Origin of the sequence: Salmonella sp. SAL04162, from assembly GCF_046551535.1 — a bacterium.
GTDB lineage: Bacteria > Pseudomonadota > Gammaproteobacteria > Enterobacterales > Enterobacteriaceae > Salmonella > Salmonella enterica.
In genome coordinates, this window is the sequence record NZ_JBGDVX010000006.1 from 227,771 (window position 1) to 254,438 (window position 26,668).

A 26,668-nucleotide genomic window follows, 5' to 3' on the forward strand; every position below is an offset into this window, starting at 1 on the left:
TTTGCAAATGGCGTCGTTACGTGTATTTTTGTGAGCTAATTCGCATTATCAAAGTGATATAACACTCATTTTAAACATAAAATTAACATTGTATTTGAATCTTAGTATTCATCCCGCCGATTCTTACCTAATATCGATGAGTCCTGATAACAGGATCGTCGTATCATAGACCAAAGGCCGTAGAGCCCGCACAACACAGACAGGTACAGGAAGAAAAACATGGTAGATCAGGTAAAAGTCGCAGCCGACGAACAGGCTCCGGCTGAACAGTCGCTACGGCGCAATCTTACAAACCGTCATATACAGCTTATCGCTATTGGCGGCGCTATTGGTACCGGTCTGTTTATGGGATCGGGTAAAACGATCAGTCTCGCCGGACCGTCGATCATTTTTGTGTATATGATCATCGGTTTTATGCTTTTTTTCGTGATGCGCGCCATGGGGGAATTGCTGCTCTCGAATCTGGAATATAAATCGTTTAGCGATTTTGCTTCCGACCTGCTTGGCCCCTGGGCGGGATATTTCACCGGCTGGACGTACTGGTTTTGCTGGGTAGTGACCGGTATGGCTGACGTGGTGGCGATTACCGCCTACGCGCAGTTCTGGTTTCCCGGCCTTTCCGATTGGGTCGCCTCGCTGGCGGTAGTGATCCTGCTGCTAAGCCTCAACCTCGCCACCGTTAAAATGTTTGGTGAAATGGAATTTTGGTTTGCCATGGTCAAAATCGTCGCCATTGTGGCGTTGATTGTGGTCGGGCTGGTGATGATTGCGATGCACTTTAAATCGCCGACAGGCGTTGAAGCGTCTTTCGCGCATCTGTGGAATGACGGCGGCTGGTTCCCGAAAGGTATTAGCGGGTTCTTTGCCGGTTTCCAGATTGCGGTGTTCGCCTTCGTGGGCATTGAGCTGGTCGGTACTACCGCCGCAGAAACTAAAGATCCGGAAAAATCGCTGCCGCGCGCGATTAACTCAATACCGATCCGTATCATCATGTTCTACGTCTTTGCGCTGATTGTCATTATGTCGGTGACGCCGTGGAGTTCCGTGGTGCCGGATAAGAGCCCGTTCGTTGAGCTGTTTGTACTGGTGGGTCTGCCTGCCGCCGCGAGCGTGATCAACTTTGTCGTGCTGACCTCGGCGGCGTCTTCCGCCAACAGCGGCGTCTTCTCGACCAGCCGTATGCTGTTTGGCCTGGCGCAAGAAGGCGTGGCGCCAAAAGCGTTCGCTAAGCTATCGAAACGCGCGGTACCGGCGAAAGGCCTGACCTTCTCCTGTATCTGCCTGCTGGGCGGCGTGGTTATGCTGATGGTCAACCCGAGCGTGATTGGCGCATTCACCATGATCACTACGGTTTCGGCTATCCTGTTTATGTTTGTCTGGACCATCATTCTGTGTTCATACCTGGTGTACCGCAAAAAGCGTCCCCACTTGCATGAAAAATCCATCTATAAGATGCCGCTCGGTAAGCTGATGTGCTGGGTCTGTATGGCGTTCTTTACGTTCGTGCTGGTATTACTGACGCTGGAAGACGATACGCGCCAGGCGCTGATCGTGACGCCGCTGTGGTTTATCGCGTTGGGTCTGGGCTGGCTGTTGATAGGTAAGAAACGGATGGCGGGAATGCGTTAATTGTTTTGCCCGGTAGCGCTGGCGCTTACCGGGCTTACAGCGTAGCGTTGATTTGTAGGCCGGATAAGGCGCGGTTTACAGCCGCCACCCGGCAAAATGCCTGGCTGGCGATTATTCCCCGGCCAGCGCGCGTGGGAACAGCACGTTATTCTCCAGGCTGATGTGCTCCATCAGATCATCAATCATCTCATTAATGCCGTTATACATCGCTTTCCAGGTGGTGCAGGCTTCTGGCGGCGGCGTTACATTTTGGGTGACGTGTTTGATGACGTCTACCAGCTCTCCCGCCTCGTCATGCTCGATTTCCATTACGCTTATCGGGCCCGTTGCCTGGCGACCCATACCCTGTTTGATCATGGGGAACAGGATCTGTTCTTCTTTCATCATATGGCTGGAAAGCTCTTCATGCAGCGCGGTGAGATATTTTGTCAGGCCGCGTGGGACGTTTGGCTTATCCGCGTGAACGCGTTCCACTTTGGTTGCCTGCAGGATAAGCTCCGGCAGTTGTTCGCGGTGTCGATCATGATAGCGCACCACGATATGGTCAATAATGTCCGCCAGCGGAACGGCGCGCCAGTCTTTTTCGATGGGCTGTTCAGCCAACTGCGCGAGTTGCGCTTCAATGATGTCAATATCGACGTCGTGACGCGCGGCGGCGCGCGCCAGCGTCTGTTTTCCGCCGCAGCAGTAATCCATATCGTACTGGCGAAACAGCGCCGATGCGCGGGGAATAGAGAGCGCCAGTTCGCCTAAAGGTTGATCGCGATAAGCCATTGCCGTTACCTCATTTGCAATAATATAAGTTGTATTTTAAATGCATCTTTAAGGCGAGGCTATAACTCTTTCGGGGTGCGTATAATTTAAGCCAGGATGAGATTAGCGTTCCGTGACCGGAACGACGGTCGCTTTTTCCGGTTTCGCTCTCACGGCAATGACCACGCCCGCCACCAGGAGCGCAATGCCGCTTAACGTCAGGAATGGCGGGATTTCCTGGCGCAGAATGAAGGTATAGAGCAGTCCCGCCAACGTCTCAAAAACAATCAGCGGCCCTAAAATAACGGTTGGCAATTTTTGGCTGGCGATATTCCAGCACAGCGCGCCCACCCAGGAACACAGCACCGCGATGGCGATCATCAGACCGATAAACAGCGCGGGATGCGGGCCAAAGGGCAGGGTAAATAGCGGTTTCTGGATACTCAGCCACAGACAGACCGCCGCGTAGCCGATTAACGAGACCGGCAGTGTAACCAGCGCCTGCGCCGTTGCCCACATCATGGGATGTTTGTCGGGATTTTCCCGCAGCCAGCGGGCGTTGCGCAGCGCATACCATGCCCAGCACGCTACGGAAATCAGCGCCAGCACAATGCCTGAACCATAGCGCCAGCCGCTAACATCGGATAATCCCTGACTAAGTTCAGCAATATTGACGCACAGCAGGCCAAAACCGATAAGCGCCAGCGCGGGCGCTAAACGCCGCCAGGATAATCTGCCGTCTCGTTGGCTATAGAGAACGTTAGCGAAAAGCGGAATGACGACCGGCAATGTCCCGATGATCATCGTCGACACCGGCGCGCCGGTTCGCTGAATAGCGCTGGCGAGGCAGGCGTAATAGATTACATTGCCCATCAGGGTCAGCGACAGGGCGGTGGACCAATCTTTGCGCGTCAACTGGCGTAACCGCGTGCGGCCTAACCAGGCAATCGGCAGGGCAATCAGCCCCAGCGCCAGATAGCGTCCCATTGACTGTAAGAGGGCCGGGTAATCCGGCACGATTAACGGGCCGACGAAAATCAATCCCCACATTAGCCCTGCCAGCAGGGCGTATAGCACGCCGCTAATCATCAGATTCTCCTCATAAACCGTTCTGTCATTATCAGAGAAGGTCTATGAGGATGCTACATAAATTAACTAAATTTTAACACTTACAGTACGGAGCGAAGGCTTTCTGTGAGCGTCGTCGTCGGGCGACCGATGAGTTTACGCAGCGTATGGCTGTCATCAAACAGGCCGCCTTTCGCCGCGCCAGCGTCAGAATTGGCTAACATATCCGCCAGTCCGTCAGGCAGGCCTGCGCCTTTCAGCGCGGCGGCAAAATCGACTTCACTCAGGTTCTGGTAGACGATTTTTTTTCCGCTCTGATGAGTAAGTTCATCCGCCAACTGGCTTAATGTCCAGGCGTCATCACCCGCCAGTTCGTAGACATTCCCGGCGTGACCCTCTTCACGGATGACGCGCGCGGCGGCGGCGGCATAGTCAGCGCGCATTGCGGAGGCGATTTTCCCTTCTCCCGCTGCGCCAATAAAGACGCCATGCTTCAGCGCGGCAGGGACGCTCGCCAGGTAGTTTTCCGTATACCAGCCGTTACGTAATAGCGTGTGAGGAATACCTGACTCAGCCAGCATTTTTTCCGTTTCAATATGTTCATCGGCGAGCGCCAGCGGCGATTTATCCGCATGTAGCAGGCTGGTATAGGCGATGAATTTCACCTTCGCGGCAATGGCGGCCTGAATGACGTTGCGGTGCTGCGCGGTGCGTTGTCCCACTTCGCTGGATGAAATGAGCAGCAGTTTATCAACGCCCTGTAAGGCGGTGGTCAGCGCGGCTTCGTTAGCGTAATCCGCCTGGCGAACGGCAATCCCGCGCTGACTGAGCGGGGCGGCTTTTTTCGGGTTACGGACGATCGCGACGAGGTGACTGGCGGGCGTCGTTTTTAGCAGGTTTTCAATAACGTGTTGGCCCAGTTGGCCTGTTGCGCCAGTGATAGCAATCATGGTGAACTCCTCAGTGTTGGTCTTGTGTTTTATTACGCTACCACCTAAACTTACTTTTAGTAAGTACGTACAAAAAGGTAAGTATCAATGCGCGCTCATACTCTTTCCCGGCAGTTGCGTGAAGGCAATCTCTTTGCTGAACAGTGCCCGTCCCGTGAGGTGTTAAAACATGTCACCAGTCGCTGGGGCGTACTGATTCTGGTCGCGTTACGCGACGGTACACACCGTTTTAGCGACCTGCGCCGCAAGATGGGAGGCGTGAGTGAAAAGATGCTGGCGCAGTCGTTACAGGCGCTTGAACAGGACGGATTTCTCAACCGGGTGTCATATCCAGTTGTTCCGCCGCATGTAGAGTACAGCCTGACGCCGCTTGGCGAGCAGGTGAGCGATAAAGTCGCCGCACTGGCGGACTGGATAGAACTGAATTTGCCCCAGGTATTGGCGCAGCGGGAGCGTTTATCAGATGGCGGCTAGCGCTTTATTCGGCCTGCCAGTCAGGCCGAATAAACGCAGCGCCATACGGGACTCACGTTACTTGCTCAAATCCACCTGATAAATGGCAAAACCAATATCATCGACGGCAACCTTCTTCATCGGATACTGCCCTTTCGCTTTAATGAAGGCAGCGGCTTTATCGCCTGGCGATGTTTCAAAGCGGATATCCAGCGCCGTATCGCTGTGGATTGGCGCCAGACGCCAGTTATTATCCGCCGCCGGATGGATTTCGCCCGCGCGTTTTGACTCTGCGCCAATCCATGCCGCCAGCACGGCGCGATTTTCATCCGGAGACGCAAAGGCGATATGGCTGTCGCCCGTGCCGGCAAACTTGCCGCCGTAAGCGCGATAGTTATTCGTGGCGACCAGGAACGTAGCGTTCGGGTCGACAGGCTTACCGTTAAAGGTCAGGTTTTTAATACGTTCCGCCTGCGGATTCACCATCTGGCATTCGCCATCATAGCGGGCGGGCTGTGACACATCGATTTGATAATTCACGCCATCAATGACATCGAAATTATAGGTGCGAAAGCCATCCCAATTGATCAACGATTGCGGTTTGTTGCTGTGAATATCAATCTGATTAAATTGTCCGGCAGAACATTCCAGCCACTCTTTTACCTCCTTGCCGCTGGCTTTCACCACCACCAGCGTATTCGGATAGAGATAAAGATCGGCGGCGTTACGGAAGGTCAACTGGCCTTTTTCCACTTCGACAAAACTGGCAGGATCGTTCTTACGCCCGCCAACTTTAAACGGCGCGGCGGCGGACAGCACCGGCAGTTTCGCCAGATCCGGATCGCCCTGAATAAAGTGTTCCACATACGCTTTTTGCGCGTTATTCACCACCTGTACGGTAGGATCGTCCTGCACCAGAGCAAGATAACTGTACATGTTATCGGCAGACTTGCCGATGGGCTTGCTGACAAACTCGCGGGTGGCATCGTGATCGGCTTTCAGAATATCGACCAGCTTACTGTCTTCCGCCGCCAGCGACTTTTTAGCGGCGGCGTCATAGATAGGCCGCGCTTCCGCTTTCGCCTGCGTAACCTGCCATTTGCCGCTGTCGTTATTGAGCACCAGATCGACCACTCCCAGATGGTCGCCCCACATGCCAGGCATTACCGCAGGAATGCCGTTAAGCGTACCTTTGGCGATATCCGCGCCTTTGATGTCGGCAAAATCTTTACCGGGGAAGACGGCGTGGGCGTGGCCAAACATAATCGCGTCGACGCCGGGAACTTCGCTGAGGTAATAAACCGAGTTTTCCGCCATGCTGTGGTACGGATCGGCAGAAAGGCCTGAGTGAGCAATGACTACCACGATATCAGCGCCTTTCTCGCGCATTTCGGGCACATATTTCCGGGCGGTTTCCGTAATGTCATTGACGGTAACTTTGCCGCTCAGATTCGCTTTATCCCAAATCATGATTTGCGGCGGAACAAAGCCGATATAGCCGATTTTCAGAGTTTGCGGGTTGCCGTCTTTATCAATAACGCTCGTCTCTTTAATCAGATAAGGCGTAAAGAGCGGCTTTTGGGTTTTAACGTCGATAATATTGGCGTTAACATAAGGGAATTTCGCGCCGGCCAGCGCGTTATGCAGATAGTCCAGACCATAATTAAACTCATGGTTGCCGAGGTTTCCAACCGCGTAATCCAGAGTGTTGAGCGCTTTATAGACCGGGTGAATATCACCGTCTTTGAGCCCTTTTGCCGCCATATAATCGCCCAGAGGGCTCCCCTGAATCAGGTCGCCGTTATCCACCAGCACGCTGTTTTTGACTTCATTTCGGGCGGCATGAATCAAACTTGCGGTACGTACCAATCCGAATTTTTCGGTTGCGGTATCCTTGTAATAATCGAAATCCATCATGTTGCTATGTAAATCAGTAGTTTCCATGATACGGAGATCGACGGTGGCCGCATTCACGCTGGCGGCGATCAGCGTAGCCAGAAGCGTTGCACTAAACTTAATCATCAGAGGCACCTTTTAAGAACGCAATAGAAAAGCCGGATAGTGAAAAATAGCGATGATAAACAGTGAAACCCGATATCGTTCCGACCGTCGCCAGAAGAAGGCGAAACCGCCCCATCCGGCCGATTTTTTGCGAGTGTTCACAGAAGGGTGAATCATGCCATGAAAGGTATTATCAAAACCGCAGACGGTATCACAGTTGGCGGAACCCTTAACGATCGGGTATAAGTAAAACAACGAGTTAACGCCCCCGTCATAAAGAGGTGGAGAATGTTAGAACAAGTATGCCAGCTTGCACGGAACGCGGGCGATGCCATTATGCAGGTTTATGATGGAGCCAAACCGATGGAGTACGCCCGCAAGCAGGACGATTCTCCAGTCACTGCGGCGGATATCGCCGCACATACCGTGATTCTCGAAGGGTTACGCACGCTCACGCCGGATATTCCGGTGCTTTCAGAAGAAGATCCACCTGCCTGGGAAGTGCGCCAGCACTGGCAGCGCTACTGGCTGGTCGATCCGCTCGACGGCACCAAAGAGTTCATCAAGCGCAATGGCGAATTCACGGTCAATATCGCGCTGATTGAGCAGGGCAAACCGGTGTTGGGCGTGGTCTATGCGCCGGTGCTGAAAGTGATGTACTACGCGGCGGAAGGTAAGGCCTGGAAAGAGGAGTGCGGGGTGCGTAAGCAGATTCAGGTCCGGGATGCCCGCCCGCCGCTGGTGGTGATTAGCCGTTCGCATACGGATGATGAACTCACCGAATATCTCCAACAGCTTGGCGAACATCAGACAACTTCTATTGGTTCCTCGCTGAAATTCTGTCTTGTGGCGGAAGGCCAGGCGCAGCTTTACCCCAGATTTGGGCCGACCAGCGTCTGGGACACTGCCGCAGGTCATGCCATTGCCGTTGCAGCCGGGGCGCACGTTCACGACTGGCAGGGAAAAACGCTGGACTATACCCCTCGTGAATCGTTCCTTAACCCCGGCTTCCGGGTGACTATTTACTGAGGAGCTTATGCAGCAGGCCGACCACCTGCTGTACCTCTTGCTGGGTTAACGCGCCATCTTTCACCCATTGAACCCGACCGTCTTTGTCAAGCACAATGACGGCGGACCCCTCTTCTTTTAATTGCCAGGCGTTACGCGCCACGCCATTGCTGTCGACAATAAATTGCGACCACGGATAGAGCTTTTTATTACTTTCTATACTGCTACGCACGAACATACCGGAGCCTGGGATCGCATCATCAGTGTTCACAATTGTGGTCGTCTGGTATCTGTCATGCGGGAGCTTGGCTGATTTAATCGCTTCAATCAGCGTGGCGTTTTTTTCCTTCGCTGACGTTCGACCCGCAATGTGCAGCAGGACGCGCACTTTTCCCGCCAGCTGCGCGCTATTCCAGTTTTTATAACTAAACTCATCTGTATTCAACGTCAGTTCGCCACGATCGGCAATGCCTACCGGCGGCACCCGTTGGTTAACTTCAAGGTTATGCGCACAAGCCATTATGGGGAGTAGCAGACACGACATCGCCAGAATTTTACGTAGGGTCATGGTCATTCCTTCTTTATTTTTTTGCAGGTGATCCGACCACTTTGGGCCGATAGTTAATCATATGTGCGATTGATGCTTTTTCCCGCAAAGGGGATGCCAGTTTGCGGGCGGGCGCACACTTCCTGTGAAAAATGAAGGCATATACTGAGAAAAATGAGCTGATGTTTAGATAATTCTGAATAACTGTAATCAAAAGGTAAATATACTTATGCACACTGGAAACGACGTAGATATGGTCTATAGTCATATGGCATTAAAATTTGCGCCTTAAAACTGTTGGGCCGATTGTGGCACCGCAAGGGCGTAATACTCTGCAGGAGACAACAATGAAAATTTTCCAACGCTACAACCCGCTACAGGTGGCGAAGTACGTGAAGATCCTGTTCCGTGGACGGTTATATATCAAGGATGTTGGCGCTTTTGAGTTCGATAAGGGTAAGATTCTTATCCCAAAAGTGAGAGACAAGCAGCACTTGTCTGTGATGTCTGAAGTTAACCGTCAGGTTATGCGTCTGCAAACTGAGATGGCGTAACCAAAAGTGCTATGCAGTAGGTTAAAAAAGTAAAAAAAACGGCTCCTGAATCAGGAGCCGTTGATGTTTCTGGCAAACGGATTTCAGGCCGCGCTGTCTTCTTTACCTTGCGCATCGGGCAGTTTCGGTGCCGGTACGTTGCTTTTATTGTCGAGACGCGTCACCAGCAACTGATCGATACGGTAGTTGTCGATATCCACCACTTCAAATTTGTAGCCGGAAAACTTCACCGAATCAGTACGTTTTGGAATCTTGCGCAGCATAAACATCATAAAGCCGCCAATGGTTTCATAGTTGCCGGATTGCGGAAACTCATCGATATCCAGCACGCGCATGACGTCGTCAATCGGCGTGCCGCCGTCAACCAGCCAGGAATTTTCATCGCGTGCCACAATTTGCTCTTCCAGTCCCTGGCCGACCAGGTCACCCATTAGCGTGGTCATCACATCGTTCAGCGTAATGATACCGACGACCAGCGCGTATTCATTCATAATGACCGCGAAATCTTCGCCCGCCGTTTTGAAACTTTCCAGCGCCTCAGAAAGGGTCAGCGTATCCGGCACAATCAAGGTATTGCGAATTTGCACGCCGCCATTCAGCGCCATACTTTGGTTCGCCAGCACGCGGTTCAGCAGATCTTTGGAGTCTACATAGCCGATGATGTGGTCGATATCTTCATTACACACCAAAAATTTTGAGTGCGGATGTTCGGCGACCTTTTTCTTCAGGCTTTGCTCGTCTTCGTGCAGATCAAACCAGATGATACTTTCGCGCGGCGTCATGGAAGACGGTACGGTGCGGGATTCAAGTTCAAACACATTTTCAATCAGTTCGTGCTCTTGCTTGCGCAAGACGCCCGCCAGCGCGCCGGCTTCCACCACTGCGTAAATATCATCAGAAGTAATGTCGTCTTTCCGCACCATTGGAATTTTGAACAGGCGGAAGATGTTGTTTGCCATGCCGTTAAACAGCCACACCAGCGGGCGAAAAACGAACAGGCAGAAGCGCATCGGGTTGATGATACGCAAAGCCACAGCTTCTGGCGCAATCATACCGATGCGTTTCGGGGTTAAATCCGCGAACAGGATAAACAGCCCCGTCACCAGCGAGAAAGAGAGAATAAAGCTCAGCTGCTCGGAGAGTTCTGGCGACATATAGTGCGAGAAAAGGGCGGAAAAGGCGGGCGAAAATGCCGCATCGCCGACGATACCGCCAAGAATAGCGACGGCGTTCAGGCCAATTTGCACAACGGTGAAAAACATGCCGGGATTTTCCTGCATTTTCAATACGCGTTGTGCGTTGATACTGCCTTCATCAGCTAATAACTTAAGTTTAATCTTACGTGATGCGGCAAGCGAGATCTCGGAGATGGAGAAGAACGCACTTACAGCGATCAGGCAGAATATAATGAATATACTGTTTAACATATCTTATCCGGCGAAACGCCAGATCCTCGGAAGGGAAGTTTATAAATCCGTGTGGTAACGTTTAATGAAAACCGGCTCGTAGCAGTGAGCCGATAAGTTCAGGGCTAGTATAGCGTAAGCTACTGTAAAGTCGCCAGAGGGTTCATTTTCAACTCCGACAAGTTCCCCCTACGCCAGCGTCGTCACGCGTCAGGCGGCAGGCAAACGCCGATCCCGCCAATCCCGCAGTAACCGTATGGATTTTTGTGCAGATACTGTTGGTGTTCATCTTCGGCGTAGTAAAACGGCGTCGCATGGGCGATTTCCGTGGTAATAGGGCGATGGTTTCCGGCGGCGGCCATTGCCGACTGAAAGCGCTCGCGACTGGCGTGAGCAGCGGCACTCTGTTCCGGCGTTAAGGGATAAATCGCAGAACGGTATTGCGTACCGTGATCGTTACCCTGTTGCATCCCCTGCGTTGGATCGTGATTTTCCCAGAAAATCTGTAAAAGCTGCTCATAACGGATAACGGCAGGATCGTACACTATCCGTACCGCTTCGGCATGACCGGTCTGCCCGGAGCAGACTTCCCGGTAGGTTGGATTAGGCGTGTAACCGCCCGCATACCCTGCCGCGGTGCTATATACGCCGGGCAATTGCCAGAATAAACGTTCTACGCCCCAGAAACAGCCCATAGCGAAGTAGGCGATCTCCATCCCGGCAGGGACATTGGTCATAGAGTGTTCATTTACCGCATGCAGAGTGGCGATCGGCATCGGGGTGTTGCGTCCTGGTAACGCATCTGCTTGAGTAACCAGATGTTTTTTATCAAATAAACTCATGAGCTATTCTCCCGAAAGCGTTAATTGGCGTTAAGGTTGTAACGAGACGCATCTTTGCACACAATAACAACATTAATGTATCTGGATTTAACCATAAGAAATATTTGGGCAGTCGTCTGCTTTTCAATCGCAATTGTTGATTTTATGTTAAGCCGCGGAGCGGTAGTGTGATTTTTTCCAGGGGTGGGAATAGGGGATATTCAGGAGAAAATGTGCCACATATCCGTCAGTTATGTTGGGTTAGCTTACTGTGCCTGAGCAGTTCTGCGGTAGCCGCAAATGTTCGTCTGAAAGTCGAAGGGCTATCCGGAGAGCTGGAAAAAAACGTTCGCGCACAGCTCTCTACGATTCAGAGCGATGAGGTGACGCCGGATCGGCGCTTTCGCGCCCGAGTTGATGATGCGATTCGCGAAGGGCTTAAAGCGTTAGGCTATTACGAACCCACTATCAAATTCGACTTGCTTCCACCGCCTGCGAAAGGACGGCAGGTATTAATCGCCAGGGTTACGCCCGGCCAGCCGGTGTTGATTGGCGGTACAGAAGTCATTTTACGCGGCGGCGCGCGCACGGACAAAGATTATCTGGCCTTACTGAAAACGCGTCCGGCAATCGGCACGGTGCTGAACCAGGGAGACTATGACAATTTTAAGAAGTCGTTAACCAGCGTGTCGCTACGTAAAGGCTATTTCGACAGCGAATTCGTTAAAAGTCAGTTGGGAATTGCTCTGGGCCGTCATCAGGCGTTTTGGGATATTGATTATGATAGCGGTGAGCGCTATCGCTTCGGACCTGTCACCTTCGAAGGTTCGCAGATTCGTGATGAATATTTACAAAATCTGTTGCCGTTTAAAGAGGGCGATGAGTACGAGTCGAAAGATTTGGCGGAACTAAACCGCCGACTTTCCGCTACCGGATGGTTTAATTCTGTTGTGGTGGCGCCGGAATTTGAGAAATCGCGTAAAACAAAAATTCTGCCGTTAAAAGGCGTGGTATCGCCGCGAACCGAAAACACGATTGAAACCGGGGTGGGGTACTCCACCGACGTCGGGCCGCGCGTGAAAGCGTCGTGGAAAAAACCGTGGATGAACTCCTACGGTCATAGCCTGACCACCAGCACCAGTATTTCTGCGCCGGAACAGGTGCTGGATTTTAGTTATAAAATGCCGCTGCTGAAAAACCCGCTGGAGCAATACTATCTGGTACAGGGCGGTTTTAAACGTACCGATTTGAATGATACGGAGCAGGACTCGACCACGCTTGCCGTTTCGCGTTACTGGGACCTTTCCAGCGGTTGGCAGCGGGCGATTAACCTGCGCTGGAGTTTCGACCACTTTACCCAGGGGAACGTCACCAATACCACCATGCTGTTCTACCCGGGCGTGATGATCAGCCGAACCCGCTCGCGAGGGGGACTGATGCCAACCTGGGGCGATTCGCAGCGCTACTCGGTAGACTATTCGAATACGGCCTGGGGCTCCGACGTGGATTTCTCCGTACTGCAGGCGCAAAACGTCTGGATTCGGACTTTGTACGATCGCCACCGTTTTGTGATGCGCGCCAATTTGGGCTGGATAGAAACCGGTGATTTCGACAAAGTTCCGCCGGATTTACGTTTCTTCGCCGGGGGCGACCGCAGTATTCGCGGCTATAAATACAAATCTATTTCGCCTAAAGATAGCGACGGCAATCTTAAAGGCGCCTCAAAACTGGCAACCGGATCGCTGGAGTACCAGTATAACGTCACCGGCAAATGGTGGGGGGCAGTGTTTGTCGATAGCGGCGAGGCGGTGAGTGATATTCGCCGTAGCGATTTCAAAACCGGGACCGGGGTCGGCGTGCGCTGGGCGTCGCCGGTTGGGCCTATCAAACTCGATTTTGCCGTACCGGTCGGCGACAAAGACGAACACGGTTTACAGTTTTATATCGGTCTGGGGCCTGAATTATGAGTTTATGGAAGAAAATAAGCCTCGGCGTGTTGATTTTCATTGTGGTGTTACTGGCGAGCGTTGCGTTTCTGGTCGGGACGACGACGGGGCTGCATCTGGTATTCAGTGCGGCGAACCGCTGGGTGCCGGGGCTGGAGATTGGGCAGGTCACCGGCGGCTGGCGGGACTTATCATTAAAAAATATCCGCTATGAGCAGCCGGGCGTTGCGGTGAATGCGGGCGAAATTCATCTGGCCGTCGGGCTTGATTGCCTGTGGCGCAGTAGCCTGTGCGTCAATGATCTGGCGTTAAAAAACATTAATGTCGCTATCGACAGCAAAAAAATGCCGCCTTCCGAACCGGCGCAAGAAGAGGAAGAAAGCGGACCGCTGAACCTCTCCACCCCCTGGCCCATCACGCTGTCGCGCGTGGCGTTGAATAACATCAATATCAAGATTGATGACACTACCGTTTCGGTGCTGGATTTTACCTCCGGGCTGGCATGGCAGGAGAAAAACCTGACCCTGAAACCGACGCGGCTTCAGGGACTGCTGATCGCTCTGCCGAAGGTCGCTGAGGTGGCGCAGGAAGAGGTGGTTGAACCCAAAATCGAGAAACCTCAACCGGATGAAAAGCCGCTTGGCGAAACGCTAAAAGATCTGTTTGCAAAACCAGTAATGCCGGAGATGACCGATGTTCACCTGCCGCTCAATCTGAATATCGAGTCATTTCGCGGCGAGCAGCTACGCATCACCGGCGATACCGATCTGACGGTGCGCACGATGCTGCTTAAAGTCAGCAGTATCGACGGTAATATGAAGCTGGATACTCTGGATATCGACGCCAACCAGGGCACGGTGAAAGCCTCCGGTACGGCGCAGCTCGCCAATAACTGGCCGGTCGATATTACGCTCAACAGTACGCTGAATATCGATCCGCTAAAGGGTGAAAAGATAAAACTCAAGGTCGGCGGCGCGCTACGCGAACAACTGGAGGTCGGGGTGAACCTTTCCGGGCCGATGGATGTCGCGCTTCGCGCCCAGACGCGGCTGGCGGAGGCCGGTTTACCGCTCAATCTTGAAGTCGTCAGCCAACGCATTGCCTGGCCATTGACGGGTGATACCCAGTTTCAGGCTGACGATCTGAAGCTCAAACTGAGCGGTAAGATGACCGACTATACGTTGTCGATGCGAACCGCCGTGAAAGGACAAGATATTCCGCCGGCGACCATCACGCTGGATGCCAAAGGGAATGAGCGGCAGATTAATCTCGATAAACTCACCGTCGCCGCTCTGGAGGGAAAAACCGAACTGAAAGCGCTGGTGGACTGGCAGCAGGCGATTAGCTGGCGTGGCGAACTGACGCTGAATGGCATCAATACCGCTAAAGAGATCCCGGACTGGCCCGCGAAGCTTAACGGCGTCATGAAAACCAAAGGCAGCCTCTACGGCGGCACCTGGCAGATGGATGTCCCGGAGCTCAAGCTGACCGGCAATGTGAAGCAGAACAGCGTTAACGTCAACGGGACGCTAAAGGGCAACAGCTACATGCAGTGGACGATCCCGGGGCTGCACCTTGCGCTGGGCCCAAACAGCGCCGATATAAAAGGCGAGCTTGGCGTTAAGGAGCTGAATCTTGACGCCGCCATCGATGCGCCGGGGCTGGATAATGCGCTGCCAGGACTGGGCGGCATGGCAAAAGGAATCGTTAAAGTCCGCGGTACGGTAGAAGCGCCGCAGCTGTTGGCGGATATCACCGCCCGCGGTCTGCGCTGGCAGGAGCTGTCTGTCGCCCAGGCGCGCATTGAAGGCGATATTAAATCCACCGATCAGATAGCGGGCCATCTCAACGTTCGCGTAGAGCGGATTTCGCAGCCCGACGTTAACATCAATCTGGTGACGCTTGACGCCAAAGGCAGCGAGAAGCAGCATCAGCTACAGCTCCGTGTTCAGGGAGAACCGGTATCCGGTCAACTCTCCCTGACAGGCAGTTTTGATCGCGAGGCGGCGCGCTGGAAAGGGACGTTAAGCGATACCCGTTTCCAGACGCCAGTGGGGCCATGGTCGTTGACCCGCGCGATTGCGCTGGACTACCGTAATAAAGAACAGAAAATCAGTATCGGGCCGCATTGTTGGCTGAACCCGAACGCCGAGCTGTGCATCCCGCAAACCATTGATGCGGGCGCCGCAGGGCGGGCGGTGGTCAATCTCAACCGCTTTGATCTGGCGATGCTGAAGCCATTTATGCCTGATACCACTCAGGCCAGCGGGGTCTTTAGCGGGAAAGCGGACGTGTCGTGGGATACCACCCAGGAGGGATTGCCGCAGGGGAAGGTCACGCTTTCCGGTCGTAACGTGAAGGTCACGCAGACCGTCAATGACGCGCCGTTACCGGTCGCGTTTGAGACGCTGAACCTCAGCGCCGAACTGCATAATAATCGCGCCGAGCTGGGATGGCTGATTCGCCTGACGAACAATGGTCAATTCGATGGCCAGGTGCAGGTAACCGATCCTCAGGGGCGGCGCAATCTCGGCGGTAACGTCAACATGCGCAATCTCAATCTGGCGATGGTCAACCCTGTCTTTTCGCGCGGCGAAAAAGCGGCGGGAATGTTAAACGCCAGGCTACGTCTGGGCGGCGATGTGCAAAGCCCGCAGTTGTTTGGTCAGTTGCAGCTTAGCGCGCTGGATATTGACGGTAATTTTATGCCGTTTGAGATGCAGCCGAGCCAGCTCACCATGAACTTTAGCGGTACGCGTTCGACGCTCGCCGGTATCGTGCGAACACAACAAGGGCAAATTAACCTGAACGGTAACGCCGACTGGAGCCAGATTGACAACTGGCGCGCGCGGGTGACGGCGAAAGGCAGCCGGGTGCGGATTACCGTTCCGCCGATGGTGCGCCTGGATGTCTCGCCGGATGTGGTCTTTGACGCGACGCCTTCGCTGTTCACGTTGGATGGGCGTGTGGACGTTCCGTGGGCGCGAATTGTGGTGCACGACCTGCCGGAGAGCGCGGTTGGCGTCTCCAGCGATGTGGTTATGCTCAATAATGACCTGCAACCAGAAACGCCGCAGACAGCGTCTATTCCCATCAACAGTAATCTGACGGTCCACGTCGGCAACAACGTGCGCATCGACGCCTTCGGGCTTAAAGCGCGTTTGACCGGCGATTTGAAAGTCGCGCAGGATAAGCAGGGACTGGGGCTGAATGGTCAAATCAATATTCCTGACGGCCGATTCCGCGCCTACGGCCAGGACCTGCTTGTCCGTAAAGGCGAGCTGCTGTTCTCCGGCCCGCCGGATCAGCCGCTGCTCAATATCGAAGCGATCCGTAACCCTGACGCCACCGAAGACGATGTCATTGCGGGCGTGCGTGTCACAGGCACTGCTGATGAACCCAAAGCGGAAATCTTCTCCGATCCGGCGATGCCGCAGGCTGAAGCGCTTTCTTATCTGCTGCGTGGGCAGGGGTTGGACAGCAATCAGAGTGATAGCGCAGCAATGACCTCCATGCTTATTGGCCTGGGGGTTGCGCAAAGTGGTCAGGTTGTGGGTAAAATCGGAGAGACATTCGGTGTAAGTAATCTGGCGCTGGACACGCAAGGGGTGGGCGATTCGTCTCAGGTCGTGGTCAGCGGCTATGTACTGCCGGGTCTACAGGTGAAGTATGGTGTAGGGATATTTGACTCTCTGGCGACGCTCACGTTACGTTATCGCCTGATGCCTAAGCTATATCTGGAAGCAGTGTCTGGCGTAGATCAGGCACTTGATTTGCTCTATCAGTTTGAGTTTTAGCAATGCGAATATTTGTCTATGGCAGTTTACGACAGAAACAAGGCAACAGTCACTGGATGACCAATGCCCAATTGCTTGGCGATTACCGTATCGATAACTACCAGTTGTATAGTCTGGGCCACTATCCAGGCGCAGTTCCGGGAAACGGAGCGGTATACGGTGAAGTTTATCGAATTGATAACGCCACGCTGGCCGAACTTGATGCTTTGCGCACCAGGGGCGGTGAATACGCACGCCAGTTAATCCAGACGCCTTACGGCAGCGCATGGATGTATGTATATCAACGTCCTGTTGATGGGTTAACTCTGATTGAAAGCGGTGACTGGTTAGACAGAAACCAGCCCTGAACTGAACACGCCACCCTCGGGTGGCGTTGTTTTTTTACATTCTGGCTGATGGCGCTAGCGCCGGGCATGGTGAGCTCTTATTCTGCCGTAGATCAATAATGACGCGCCGCCCAGGATAACAATGCATCCAAGAACCATAAATCCCTGCATATAGCTGCCAGTTGTCCGGTAAAAATAGCCGACCATTAGGCCTGCCAACGTACCGCCGCCGCCAGCGCCGATGCCATTAATAATACCGGAGGCTGGGCCAATCGCATGGGGTTTAACGTTCGACTGGATAATCGACCAGATATTGGGGGTAAAGCTGGCGGCATAATAACCCATCGCCAGGGTAATGAGCGTGATTTTAAAGCCCGGCGCATCGACAAATGGCAAGAGAAATAACATTACGCCGGGGATTAGTAGGCCCAGTGAAGCAATAAGTACACGCTTTTGTGTCTTATCACTGATCCATGAGATAGGGATTGCCAGTATAACCGCAGTCAGATAAGGCAGAGAACTGACCAATGCTTTACTGAATCCGGTATAGCCGAGAGAATTGACAACCATGGGGATCCATAACGTAATTCCCCAGAACAACATCCCTTGAGTGATGTAGGTAAAAATAAGGAGTAGGAAAGGGGTTCCGCCCAGCGATTCCAGGGTAAGTTTAGTTTTCTCTGTTGGCGCCGGCGCACGATAATAAGGCGCTTCTTCCTGTTTTTTCAGCATTGTTATATAAAGTGGAACCACAACAAAAATGCCGATCACACCAGTGATAATAAAAACATTTCGCCAACCGAAGGCAGCATCCAGCGGGGACAAAATCATAAATCCCAGGCCTAATGCCAAGAACTGTCCATAATACTGGATAATGCTGTTCGCCTGCGTCCGTTCTTTGTCTGAAAACCAGTCGCTGGCGAAGCGGGACTGCTGCGGCCAATAAATGCCTTCGGTAATGCCAAGCACCAACCGGCAAATCAAAATAACGTACACTGACGAGGTAAATCCGACAAAAACGGTCGCAATCGACCAGATTAGCACCATCAGAATGACTATTTTTTTCGGATCGTATCGCTGGGTAAATACGCCGCCAAAAATATTTGAAAAGGCATAGCCAATAAGAAATATGGTTAATACAATGCTGGCCGTTGCGCCATCAATATTCAGGTCGTGTGTAATCGTAGGTAACGTAACGGAAAGATTAGAACGGTCAAGATAAGCAACAAAAAGGCCGAACATTAATGTCGCGCCGATCCGTAGCCATTTTTGCATTGAGGTCATTTTTCAACTCCGTTTGGCCGCGCGCCAAAATCAATTTGACGAAATAATATCTCACCGGATTTTATGGTCATTTGTGGTACCAGCACATGCGTCCCCGTGAGCGTTTCACCATGAATATCGGCAAATTCAACATGCCTGTTTTTTAATTTAAAGATGGCGATATCGGCAAATGCCCCAGGGGCCAGCGTACCAATTTCTGCTGCCATGCCCAATAAAACTGCTGGGGTATGGGTACAGGCGTTAATGACATCGGTAAGCGCGACGCCGAGTGCTAAATATTTCGATAAAATCCATGGTAAGGCGTAAACAGGCCAGGCGAGTTTAGTGATGGTTGAGAGATCGCTACTGATGATATCCGGAAGAAAGCCATTGGCGATGGCCCGGCGTGCCGTGTTCATTGAAAAATGGCTGCGACCATTGGCGGCATCAAATATAACGCCTCTTTCCCTTGCCTGACGGACTTCGGCTAAGACAGCGCCTTCATCAGTAAGAATGGTGCTACCTTTGCCGTGAAACGCATGAGCGATAATATCGCCGTGGCGTAGCAAGGAGACAAGTTCTTTCATGGGAACGACGGGATGAGTCGAGTGTATTGCCACGGGGCACCTTAAATCGTTGGCAATACGAAGGGATTCAGTCAGCGGTTTTAAGCCATATTCAGCAATGTCCTCAGTCTGAACCTTGAGTTTTAATCCCTGAAGAACATTGCGATACTGGCGAAACAGCGCGTGGATCTTATTTTCATCAATATTGTCAGGATCATAATTTTCTTGTGACCAGGTTTGGCCCGGCGGCGACACGGTCAGAAACGCTTTGATTCGAACTTTACTGGCGCAAATCACCGTTCGGTAGAAGGCATCAAAGTTTGCCGTACCGGCAGAACCTGCATCCACGACGGTGGTGACGCCATTCGGCGGCATGTACATATCAGGCCTGACGCCGCCTTCCGTCGCGTCATAAAAAACATGCGCGTGATAATCGATAAGACCGGGAGTGACGATCATGCCGTCGGCATGGATAATCCGGGTCTCCGAAGTTACAGGATATTTATCGGCATCAACGATAATATCGTTAATGATGCGTAAATTGTTAATCTCATTAATATTACGAGCGGGATCGATGATATGTCCACCGGTAATTAATATATCATTTTTCATCATAATCTCTTAAAATAGTAAATAATTATGGCAGCCCTTAAAAATATATTAAAAAGTGTGTTTTGAGCGGATGTTATGTTGGATTAAAAATACGGTTATTGGTAGGGAGAGCTTAGGATACCTTATTAAAAAGGTAATCGGGCTTATGCACTAAATAAGAATTTGGCGCTTGCTAATATTTAGGGCGTAAGTCCATGGGAGTCTGCGGGAATTCACAAAAAAATTATTATCTTAAGCTTTTTAGAGAAAGCGTGAGCGTATTCAACCCTTTTTAATAAAAAATAAGGTAAGGTCTTATTCATTTCGTGAATGTTAAACTAATAATGATAAAAATTGTGTTCTATTCATTAGCCAATAAAAAGGCCCTCATTACTATGAGAGCCTTTATCTTGACGATTATGTAAAAGCGAACTTATTTCTTCGCTGCGCGCTCGAAGGAGGCAACGATTTCCGCTTTAGCCGCTTCGGCGTTGTCCCAACCGTCAACTTTCACCCATTTGCCTTTTTCGAGATCTTTATAATGCTCGAAGAAATGAGTGATCTGCGCTTTCAGCAGTTCCGGCAGATCGTTCACATCTTTAATGTGATCGTACTCTTTGCTCAGTTTGGTGTGCGGTACGGCAACCAGTTTCGCATCTTCACCGGATTCGTCGGTCATTTTCAGTACGCCAACCGGACGGCAACGGATGACGGCGCCTGGCTGCAGCGGGTACGGCGTCGGGACCAGAACGTCTACCGGGTCGCCGTCCAGAGACAGGGTATGGTTGATGTAACCGTAGTTGCACGGATAGAACATCGCGGTGGACATGAAGCGGTCAACGAACAGCGCGCCGCTCTCTTTGTCAACTTCGTATTTGATCGGATCTGCGTTAGCCGGGATCTCGATAACGACGTAGATATCTTCCGGCAGTTCTTTACCCGCCGGGACGTTGAGTAAGCTCATGTCTGTTTCCTTTGAATTTATGACAAACAAGTGGCGAGTATTATAGCCAACTCACGCCGAAAGTCTTCGCTTGTTTTCGTTTCCGCCTCATCTGGCGCGTCGTTGCGGAGCATGAATGACAAAGGTTAAGAACCGAAAAAATCACGGGCCTGATAAGGCAACGCCGCCATCGGACATGTTATTGCCCAATGGCGGCTTCATGCGTTATTCCGCATGGTGGTAAAGATTACGCGTCCGGGTATTCGCGGATAAAGCGTTCCACATCGTCAACCATATGGCGGTTGCCGACGAAGAACGAGCGGCGCTGGTGAAGGCTTTCCGGAATGATATCCAGAATACGTTCTTTACCATCGCTTGCTTTGCCGCCGGCCTGTTCCGCGAGGAACGCCATCGGGTTGCATTCATACAGCAGACGCAGTTTTCCCTGCGGATGGCTGGCGGTGCTGGGGTAGAGATAGATGCCGCCTTTCAGCAGGTTGCGGTGGAAATCGGCCACCAGAGAGCCAATGTAACGTGAGGTATAAGGGCGACTTGTTGAACTATCCTCTTCCTGGCAGAATTTGATGTACTTCTTCACGCCATTCGGGAATTTAATGTAGTTGCCTTCGTTAATGGAGTAGGTTTTACCCTTTTCCGGGAAACGCATACGTTCCTGGCACAGACAGAACACGCCTAACGACGGATCGTAGGTGAAAGCATGTACGCCGCAGCCAGTGGTGTAAACCAGCATGGTGGACGAGCCATACACGACATATCCCGCAGCGACCTGTTTGTTGCCGGGTTGCAGGAAATCTTCTTCGGTGACCGGCGTGCCGACGGGCGTCACGCGGCGATAAATCGAGAAAATCGTACCGACAGAGACGTTAACGTCGATGTTAGAAGAGCCATCCAGAGGGTCCATCAGCACCACATATTTCGCGTGTTCGCAGCCTTCAAAGACGACGATTTCGTCCTCTTCTTCCGATGCGATGCCCGCTACAATATCGCGCGCTTTTAGTGCAGCTTTCAGTTTCTCGTTCGCGAACAGATCGAGTTTCTGCTGAACCTCGCCCTGTACGTTCTCAGCACCGCTGGCACCCAGGATATCGACCAGACCGGCCTTGTTGATATCGCGGTGGATGATCTTGGCGCCCAATTTTATTGCCGACAGCAAAGCAGTGAGCTCACCGGTAGCCTGAGAGAACTCGTGCTGCTTTTCGACAATAAATTCACCTAACGTTTTCATAACACTTTCCCTGCAATTGATTGGAGTAAAGCGACCGTAACAATCTTAACAAACATTTCAGATGATGCGCTCAGGTGAATCGCGCCAGCAAAGTACAGATTTACCTGAAATGCGTTTCTCACTTGCCAGACATGTGCGTAAAATGGCTCGCAGATAAAAAAAGGATAGTGACGTATGCGCATTCATATTTTGGGAATTTGTGGCACTTTCATGGGGGGGCTGGCGATGCTGGCTCGCTCGCTTGGTCATGAAGTAACGGGTTCGGACGCCAATGTGTATCCGCCGATGAGTACCTTACTTGAGAAGCAAGGCATTGATCTGATCCAGGGTTATGACGCCAGCCAGCTCGATCCGCAGCCGGATCTGGTGATTATCGGCAATGCGATGACGCGCGGGAATCCGTGCGTGGAAGCGGTGCTGGAAAAAAACATTCCCTTTATGTCTGGTCCACAGTGGCTGCATGACTTTGTGTTGCGCGACCGCTGGGTACTGGCGGTCGCCGGTACCCACGGCAAAACCACGACCGCAGGCATGGCGACCTGGATACTGGAAGCGTGCGGGTACAAACCGGGCTTCGTGATCGGCGGCGTACCGGGCAACTTTGAGGTTTCCGCGCGCCTGGGCGAGAGCCCGTTCTTTGTTATCGAAGCGGATGAGTACGACTGCGCGTTCTTTGATAAACGTTCTAAATTTGTGCATTACTGCCCGCGGACGTTGATCCTCAACAACCTTGAGTTTGATCATGCCGACATCTTCGACGATCTGAAAGCGATCCAGAAGCAGTTCCACCATCTGGTGCGCATCGTGCCGGGGCAGGGGCGCATCATCTGGCCGGAAAACGACATCAACCTGAAACAGACCATGGCTCTGGGCTGCTGGAGCGAGCAGGAGCTGGTGGGCGAGCAGGGACACTGGCAGGCGAAGAAGCTGACTACGGATGCTTCCGAGTGGGAAGTGTGGCTGGACGGCGAAAAAGTCGGCGATGTGAAATGGGGCCTGGTCGGCGAACATAACATGCACAACGGTCTGATGGCGATTGCCGCCGCGCGCCACGTGGGCGTCGCGCCCGCTGAAGCGGCCAGCGCGCTGGGGTCATTTATTAACGCCCGCCGCCGTCTGGAACTGCGCGGCGAAGCGAACGGCGTGACGGTGTATGACGATTTTGCTCACCATCCGACGGCAATTCTGGCCACGCTGGCGGCGCTGCGCGGTAAAGTGGGCGGCACCGCGCGCATTATCGCAGTGCTGGAGCCGCGCTCTAACACGATGAAGATGGGGTTATGCAAGGATGACCTGGCGCCGTCGTTAGGGCGTGCGGATGAAGTGTTCCTGCTGCAGCCGCCGCATATTCCGTGGCAAGTGGCGGAAGTCGCTGAAGCCTGCGTACAGCCTGCTCACTGGAGTGGCGATGTCGATACGCTGGCGGAAATGGTGGTGAAAACCGCACAGCCTGGCGATCACATCCTGGTGATGAGCAACGGCGGTTTCGGCGGCATCCATCAGAAATTGCTGGATGGGCTGGCGAAAAAAGCTCAGAACGTAACAGCGTATTAAATGACTATGCGGTCAGCCAGCCTTGTGGCTGGCTGTTTTATATGGGGCATCTTGCCATCGAAAGCGCATTCCGCTCGCCGGGAGACGTTAAAGCAATACTGAAAAATCATTTGCCGCTCAGTATTGAAAAAGAGTAGACGCATATCCTTAAAGTAATCAGTGTAATACACTAAGAGTGTTCCGCCGGTTGCCGTATGCGGGACGAAAAGAGCCAGTTCGCAATAACAGATGAAGGTTTCGTGATTTATAAACGTCATCTTCTGCCTTTCAACGTTTGCGATGCCGCCTGGCTGCGGGCATCGTCCAGTCATAACAATGCTGATCCTGTCGCATTTATGCGGTCAGATTCAGATTGCTCAGAACCCAGCCCGCCAGCAAATTCTGTACTGAAGGTAACCACAGCGCAATTTGAATGTTGTTAACTGTATGTTCAGTTCATTTGTGCTAATATGGTTATTTACGAAATTTTCGTTCTATTAGAGTATCATGCATGTCTAAACATCAAACTCAACTTTCCTTACTGCAGGATGATATCCGCAGTCGCTATGACAGCCTTAGCAAACGTCTTAAACAAGTTGCTCAGTATATTCTGGATAACAGTAATAGCGTTGCTTTTGACACGGTCGCTTCCATCGCGCAACATGCCGATGTTCCCCCTTCGACACTGATTCGTTTTGCTAATGCGTTTGGTTTTAGCGGATTTAATGAAATGAAACAGGTATTTCGCCAGCACCTGATGGAGGAAACAGTAAGCTATACCGAGCGGGCGCGTCTGTTCAGACAGAAAAATGCGGATGAAGGGGAACCTACCCCGGAAAAGCCGGGTGAAATTCTGAAGCTATTTTCAATGGTGAATGCACAGGTATTACAACAATTACCGGTGCAGATTAAAAATGAGCAGTTGGATGCGGCGGTCAATCTGTTAGCGAAAGCCGACAATATTTATGTGATTGGATTACGTCGTTCGTTTAGCGTGGCCAGTTATTTAACCTACGCATTGCGTCATCTGGAGAGACGGGCATTTTTAATTGACGGTATTGGCGGAATGTTCTCTGAACAGCTAAGTATGGTCAGCCCCGACGATGTTGTTATTGCCATCAGCTACTCGCCTTACGCGCAGGAAGTGGTGGAATTAGTCGAGCTTGGCGCGAAACGCGGTGCGCACCATATTGCGATAACCGATAGCCAGGTCAGCCCGCTGGCAGCGTTCAGTGAAGTCTGTTTTGTGGTACGTGAAGCGCAGGTCGATGGTTTCCGTTCTCAGGTCGCGTCCATGTGTCTGGCGCAAACGTTAGCGGTTTCACTGGCGCTGGCGACGGAGTAAAAAAACAAGCCGATGATCGTATTTAGCGATCATCGGCATTGTGGTGAAACTTAATCAGAATAACGTTCGGTTTGAATTGGCTGCAGTTTTTTTCTGCGTTTTGCTAACACTACACTCTCCATTTTCTCCAGCGAAATGCCTTTTGTTTCCGGCAGGTAACGGCAGATAAAGAAGTAACTGAAGATGCAGCAGATGGCAAATATCCACATTGGAAATGCGCCGTGGAAATGCGAAAGTAAATACGGGTTTTCATTAATCATCGGGAAGAATTGCGAAACTAAAAAGTTTGCCATCCACATAAATCCGACCGAAATACTCATTCCCTGCGACCTCATCCGGTTAGGGAATATTTCAGAAATAAGCACCCATGCGCCCACGCCCCAGGAAAGCGCGTAGAAAATCATAAAGAACAGCATACCAAATAGCGCGAAATAACCGGTTGCCTGGCTGTACAGCGCCCATGAGGTGAGCAACAAGCCGATGATGCTGCCAATAGTGCCTTTACGCATCAGCGACAAACGCCCCATCTTATCCATAATCATTGCGCCAATAATGGAACCGATAAGCTGAATCACGCCGATCCAGATTGTCTGGAACAGGGCCTCCTGGGCGCTACCGGTCACATCCTTAAGGACGATTGGCGCGTAATACATCATGACGTTAACCCCTGTTACCTGTTGCAGCATAGCGATCATGCAGCCCAGAATCAGGATGAAACGCACGTTCCCGTCGCGGTAATTGAGTTTTTGATGGGCGTTTAGTTGGTCGTTTTGCAGTGAGGTTTTTATATCGGCAAGAAGATGTCTGGCATGTTCTTCGTTGGATATTTTGGTCAGTATTTTTAGCGTCTCCTCCTCGCGACCAATCATCATCATCCAGCGGGGAGATTCCGGGATTAAAAAGACTAAAATACAGAACAAAATGCAGGGAATAATACCCGCAGCAAACATATAGCGCCAGCCAAGTTCAATGAGCCAGGTATCCGCTGCAATCGATGCTATTTTGTAGTTAACGTAGAAGATCAGAATCTGACCGAAAACGATAGCGAACTGCTGCATACTTAATGCTCTGCCGCGCATGTTTTTCGGTGAGACTTCAGACATATACATCGGTGATACTGTTGCCGCCAGGCCGACTGCCAGTCCACCGATAATGCGATAAATCACAAAATGGGTGAACGTGTAGGAGAGGGAGGTGCCCACTGCGGAAATAGTGAATAACAGCGCTGAAACCATCAATGATTTCTTGCGTCCAAAACGTTTGGATAAATATCCGGCGCTAAACGAACCAATAACGCACCCCACCACAACGCAGGAAACCGCCCAGCCGGTCTCAGCAGGAGATAGATGAAAGTAGCTGGTCAGTGAACCAATCGCACCTGAAATAACAGCAGTATCGTAGCCAAATAATATTCCGCCCAGTGCGGCAATCGCGCAGATGCGTAATATGTAACCCGTATTATAACAACTATCTGATGTGGACATAGGTAGATTATCTCCAGAATAAACTTCATCTATCTGTTTGAATTTAGTGAACAAATAGACAAATTCATCTTATGTCGGTCATTGCCGTAGCTCTGCCGACGATCTTATAGCTATTGAGAACTCTCGTTTCACAACCTATGTTTTAATTTCAAAACGATCAATAATGAAACTTATGTTTTGTTATGGGTATCACATTTCGAATTTCATAATCCTGGCGTTTTTTATCGTTAAGATGCTGCGTTTTGCGCAGCGCCATCCACTATCTTGATGAATTTACTTGATTTTATTGTTTTTGTGACAGTGCCTGAACTCAATTTGTCAGGGGCCGTACTTTTTGTTCTTTCCTGGAACATCTCCATTTCGTGATCTTTTGCATGGAATTTTTCTTCTAATGAATGCAAAAATAAAATGAAAAATTTCATTGGTGTGTTGTTTCGG

At 51.6% G+C, this 26,668-nt stretch carries 21 protein-coding genes; 9 read left to right on the top strand and 12 right to left on the bottom strand.

Annotated features, from left to right (window positions below):
* The first annotated feature begins 219 nt into the window (after window positions 1-219).
* A complete protein-coding gene (gene cycA, locus ACLJRH_RS14355; protein ID WP_023136349.1) occupies window positions 220-1,629 on the top strand; it encodes a D-serine/D-alanine/glycine transporter in 1,410 nt (469 codons plus the stop codon).
* A 111-nt stretch (window positions 1,630-1,740) separates the two neighbouring features.
* Here the strand turns inward: cycA and ytfE are convergent, their stop codons facing one another.
* From ytfE to ACLJRH_RS14370, 3 genes are all read right to left on the bottom strand, one after another.
* On the bottom strand, window positions 1,741-2,403 hold the full coding sequence (gene ytfE / locus ACLJRH_RS14360) for an iron-sulfur cluster repair protein YtfE (protein ID WP_000331467.1): 663 nt from the start codon (window positions 2,401-2,403) through the stop codon (window positions 1,741-1,743).
* Window positions 2,404-2,505: 102 nt separating this feature from the next.
* The gene (locus ACLJRH_RS14365; RefSeq protein WP_000623290.1) at window positions 2,506-3,471 is read right to left on the bottom strand and encodes a DMT family transporter; all 966 of its coding nucleotides are present in this window, start codon (window positions 3,469-3,471) and stop codon (window positions 2,506-2,508) included.
* An 80-nt stretch (window positions 3,472-3,551) separates the two neighbouring features.
* A complete protein-coding gene (locus tag ACLJRH_RS14370; RefSeq protein ID WP_000560616.1) occupies window positions 3,552-4,400 on the bottom strand; it encodes an SDR family oxidoreductase in 849 nt (282 codons plus the stop codon).
* 87 nt (window positions 4,401-4,487) lie between these two features.
* Between ACLJRH_RS14370 and ACLJRH_RS14375 the strand changes: the two genes are divergently transcribed.
* Window positions 4,488-4,874, top strand: a complete 387-nt coding sequence (locus ACLJRH_RS14375) for a winged helix-turn-helix transcriptional regulator (protein WP_001201297.1) — start codon at window positions 4,488-4,490, stop codon at window positions 4,872-4,874.
* Between the two features lie 57 nt (window positions 4,875-4,931).
* On the opposite strand, the gene ACLJRH_RS14380 is transcribed toward ACLJRH_RS14375, so the two are convergent.
* On the bottom strand, window positions 4,932-6,875 hold the full coding sequence (locus ACLJRH_RS14380; protein ID WP_000589376.1) for a bifunctional 2',3'-cyclic-nucleotide 2'-phosphodiesterase/3'-nucleotidase: 1,944 nt from the start codon (window positions 6,873-6,875) through the stop codon (window positions 4,932-4,934).
* Window positions 6,876-7,142: 267 nt separating this feature from the next.
* On the opposite strand from ACLJRH_RS14380, the gene cysQ reads away from it, so the two are divergent.
* On the top strand, window positions 7,143-7,883 hold the full coding sequence (gene cysQ / locus ACLJRH_RS14385; RefSeq protein WP_000893398.1) for a 3'(2'),5'-bisphosphate nucleotidase CysQ: 741 nt from the start codon (window positions 7,143-7,145) through the stop codon (window positions 7,881-7,883).
* Here the strand turns inward: cysQ and ACLJRH_RS14390 are convergent.
* Window positions 7,873-8,430: a YtfJ family protein gene (locus ACLJRH_RS14390; protein WP_023223142.1), complete on the bottom strand. Its 558-nt coding sequence runs from the start codon at window positions 8,428-8,430 to the stop codon at window positions 7,873-7,875. The two genes, cysQ and ACLJRH_RS14390, sit on opposite strands and share 11 nt — an antisense overlap.
* A 326-nt stretch (window positions 8,431-8,756) precedes the next feature.
* Here ACLJRH_RS14390 and ACLJRH_RS14395 point away from each other — a divergent pair, with 326 nt between their 5' ends.
* Window positions 8,757-8,963, top strand: a complete 207-nt coding sequence (locus ACLJRH_RS14395; protein ID WP_000689229.1) for a DUF1107 domain-containing protein — start codon at window positions 8,757-8,759, stop codon at window positions 8,961-8,963.
* An 83-nt stretch (window positions 8,964-9,046) separates the two neighbouring features.
* Here the strand turns inward: ACLJRH_RS14395 and ACLJRH_RS14400 are convergent, their stop codons facing one another.
* Window positions 9,047-10,390, bottom strand: coding sequence for a hemolysin family protein (locus tag ACLJRH_RS14400; RefSeq protein ID WP_000934970.1), 1,344 nt, complete (start codon window positions 10,388-10,390; stop codon window positions 9,047-9,049).
* A gap of 182 nt (window positions 10,391-10,572) precedes the next feature.
* Complete coding sequence (gene msrA / locus ACLJRH_RS14405) at window positions 10,573-11,211, bottom strand: peptide-methionine (S)-S-oxide reductase MsrA (RefSeq protein ID WP_000051464.1); 639 nt, start codon at window positions 11,209-11,211, stop codon at window positions 10,573-10,575.
* 212 nt (window positions 11,212-11,423) lie between these two features.
* On the opposite strand from msrA, the gene tamA reads away from it, so the two are divergent.
* Genes tamA through ACLJRH_RS14420 form a run of 3 tightly spaced genes read left to right on the top strand, consistent with a single transcriptional unit; the run spans window position 11,424 to window position 17,280 of the window.
* Complete coding sequence (gene tamA, locus ACLJRH_RS14410; protein WP_001120235.1) at window positions 11,424-13,157, top strand: autotransporter assembly complex protein TamA; 1,734 nt, start codon at window positions 11,424-11,426, stop codon at window positions 13,155-13,157.
* Window positions 13,154-16,933, top strand: coding sequence for an autotransporter assembly complex protein TamB (gene tamB, locus ACLJRH_RS14415; RefSeq protein WP_001527168.1), 3,780 nt, complete (start codon window positions 13,154-13,156; stop codon window positions 16,931-16,933). Before tamA ends, tamB begins: the two co-directional genes overlap by 4 nt.
* A gap of 2 nt (window positions 16,934-16,935) precedes the next feature.
* Window positions 16,936-17,280, top strand: coding sequence for a gamma-glutamylcyclotransferase (locus ACLJRH_RS14420; protein WP_001219167.1), 345 nt, complete (start codon window positions 16,936-16,938; stop codon window positions 17,278-17,280).
* Between the two features lie 54 nt (window positions 17,281-17,334).
* On the opposite strand, the gene ACLJRH_RS14425 is transcribed toward ACLJRH_RS14420, so the two are convergent.
* From ACLJRH_RS14425 to fbp, 4 genes are all read right to left on the bottom strand, one after another.
* Window positions 17,335-18,543, bottom strand: a complete 1,209-nt coding sequence (locus tag ACLJRH_RS14425) for an MFS transporter (protein WP_000203125.1) — start codon at window positions 18,541-18,543, stop codon at window positions 17,335-17,337.
* Window positions 18,540-19,703, bottom strand: a complete 1,164-nt coding sequence (locus ACLJRH_RS14430) for a metallo-dependent hydrolase (RefSeq protein ID WP_000977205.1) — start codon at window positions 19,701-19,703, stop codon at window positions 18,540-18,542. Before ACLJRH_RS14430 ends, ACLJRH_RS14425 begins: the two co-directional genes overlap by 4 nt.
* Before the next feature lie 409 nt (window positions 19,704-20,112).
* Complete coding sequence (ppa, locus tag ACLJRH_RS14435; RefSeq protein ID WP_000055079.1) at window positions 20,113-20,643, bottom strand: inorganic diphosphatase; 531 nt, start codon at window positions 20,641-20,643, stop codon at window positions 20,113-20,115.
* Window positions 20,644-20,869: 226 nt separating this feature from the next.
* Complete coding sequence (gene fbp / locus ACLJRH_RS14440) at window positions 20,870-21,868, bottom strand: class 1 fructose-bisphosphatase (RefSeq protein ID WP_000853764.1); 999 nt, start codon at window positions 21,866-21,868, stop codon at window positions 20,870-20,872.
* Window positions 21,869-22,042: 174 nt separating this feature from the next.
* Here fbp and mpl point away from each other — a divergent pair, with 174 nt between their 5' ends.
* Together mpl and iolR are read left to right on the top strand one after the other, a co-directional pair.
* Window positions 22,043-23,422: a UDP-N-acetylmuramate:L-alanyl-gamma-D-glutamyl-meso-diaminopimelate ligase gene (mpl, locus tag ACLJRH_RS14445; RefSeq protein WP_001219833.1), complete on the top strand. Its 1,380-nt coding sequence runs from the start codon at window positions 22,043-22,045 to the stop codon at window positions 23,420-23,422.
* A gap of 490 nt (window positions 23,423-23,912) precedes the next feature.
* Window positions 23,913-24,746 (top strand): myo-inositol utilization transcriptional regulator IolR, encoded by an 834-nt coding sequence (gene iolR, locus ACLJRH_RS14450; RefSeq protein ID WP_000033840.1) that lies wholly within the window; start codon window positions 23,913-23,915, stop codon window positions 24,744-24,746.
* A 50-nt stretch (window positions 24,747-24,796) separates the two neighbouring features.
* Here the strand turns inward: iolR and iolT1 are convergent, their stop codons facing one another.
* Complete coding sequence (gene iolT1 / locus ACLJRH_RS14455) at window positions 24,797-26,230, bottom strand: myo-inositol import MFS transporter IolT1 (protein ID WP_000107709.1); 1,434 nt, start codon at window positions 26,228-26,230, stop codon at window positions 24,797-24,799.
* Window positions 26,231-26,668: the final 438 nt, after the last annotated feature.

Coding starts and splice junctions, on each gene's coding strand:
- msrA (WP_000051464.1), bottom strand. CDS start 11,211: ATGAGTTTATTTGATAAAAAACATCTGGTTACTCAAGCAGATGCGTTA.
- iolR (WP_000033840.1), top strand. CDS start 23,913: ATGTCTAAACATCAAACTCAACTTTCCTTACTGCAGGATGATATCCGC.
- ACLJRH_RS14370 (WP_000560616.1), bottom strand. CDS start 4,400: ATGATTGCTATCACTGGCGCAACAGGCCAACTGGGCCAACACGTTATT.
- ACLJRH_RS14375 (WP_001201297.1), top strand. CDS start 4,488: ATGCGCGCTCATACTCTTTCCCGGCAGTTGCGTGAAGGCAATCTCTTT.
- ACLJRH_RS14430 (WP_000977205.1), bottom strand. CDS start 19,703: ATGATGAAAAATGATATATTAATTACCGGTGGACATATCATCGATCCC.
- ACLJRH_RS14400 (WP_000934970.1), bottom strand. CDS start 10,390: ATGTTAAACAGTATATTCATTATATTCTGCCTGATCGCTGTAAGTGCG.
- iolT1 (WP_000107709.1), bottom strand. CDS start 26,230: ATGTCCACATCAGATAGTTGTTATAATACGGGTTACATATTACGCATC.
- ACLJRH_RS14390 (WP_023223142.1), bottom strand. CDS start 8,430: ATGACCCTACGTAAAATTCTGGCGATGTCGTGTCTGCTACTCCCCATA.
- cycA (WP_023136349.1), top strand. CDS start 220: ATGGTAGATCAGGTAAAAGTCGCAGCCGACGAACAGGCTCCGGCTGAA.
- ppa (WP_000055079.1), bottom strand. CDS start 20,643: ATGAGCTTACTCAACGTCCCGGCGGGTAAAGAACTGCCGGAAGATATC.
- ACLJRH_RS14420 (WP_001219167.1), top strand. CDS start 16,936: ATGCGAATATTTGTCTATGGCAGTTTACGACAGAAACAAGGCAACAGT.
- ytfE (WP_000331467.1), bottom strand. CDS start 2,403: ATGGCTTATCGCGATCAACCTTTAGGCGAACTGGCGCTCTCTATTCCC.
- ACLJRH_RS14365 (WP_000623290.1), bottom strand. CDS start 3,471: ATGATTAGCGGCGTGCTATACGCCCTGCTGGCAGGGCTAATGTGGGGA.
- cysQ (WP_000893398.1), top strand. CDS start 7,143: ATGTTAGAACAAGTATGCCAGCTTGCACGGAACGCGGGCGATGCCATT.
- ACLJRH_RS14380 (WP_000589376.1), bottom strand. CDS start 6,875: ATGATTAAGTTTAGTGCAACGCTTCTGGCTACGCTGATCGCCGCCAGC.
- fbp (WP_000853764.1), bottom strand. CDS start 21,868: ATGAAAACGTTAGGTGAATTTATTGTCGAAAAGCAGCACGAGTTCTCT.
- ACLJRH_RS14425 (WP_000203125.1), bottom strand. CDS start 18,543: ATGACCTCAATGCAAAAATGGCTACGGATCGGCGCGACATTAATGTTC.
- tamB (WP_001527168.1), top strand. CDS start 13,154: ATGAGTTTATGGAAGAAAATAAGCCTCGGCGTGTTGATTTTCATTGTG.
- ACLJRH_RS14395 (WP_000689229.1), top strand. CDS start 8,757: ATGAAAATTTTCCAACGCTACAACCCGCTACAGGTGGCGAAGTACGTG.
- mpl (WP_001219833.1), top strand. CDS start 22,043: ATGCGCATTCATATTTTGGGAATTTGTGGCACTTTCATGGGGGGGCTG.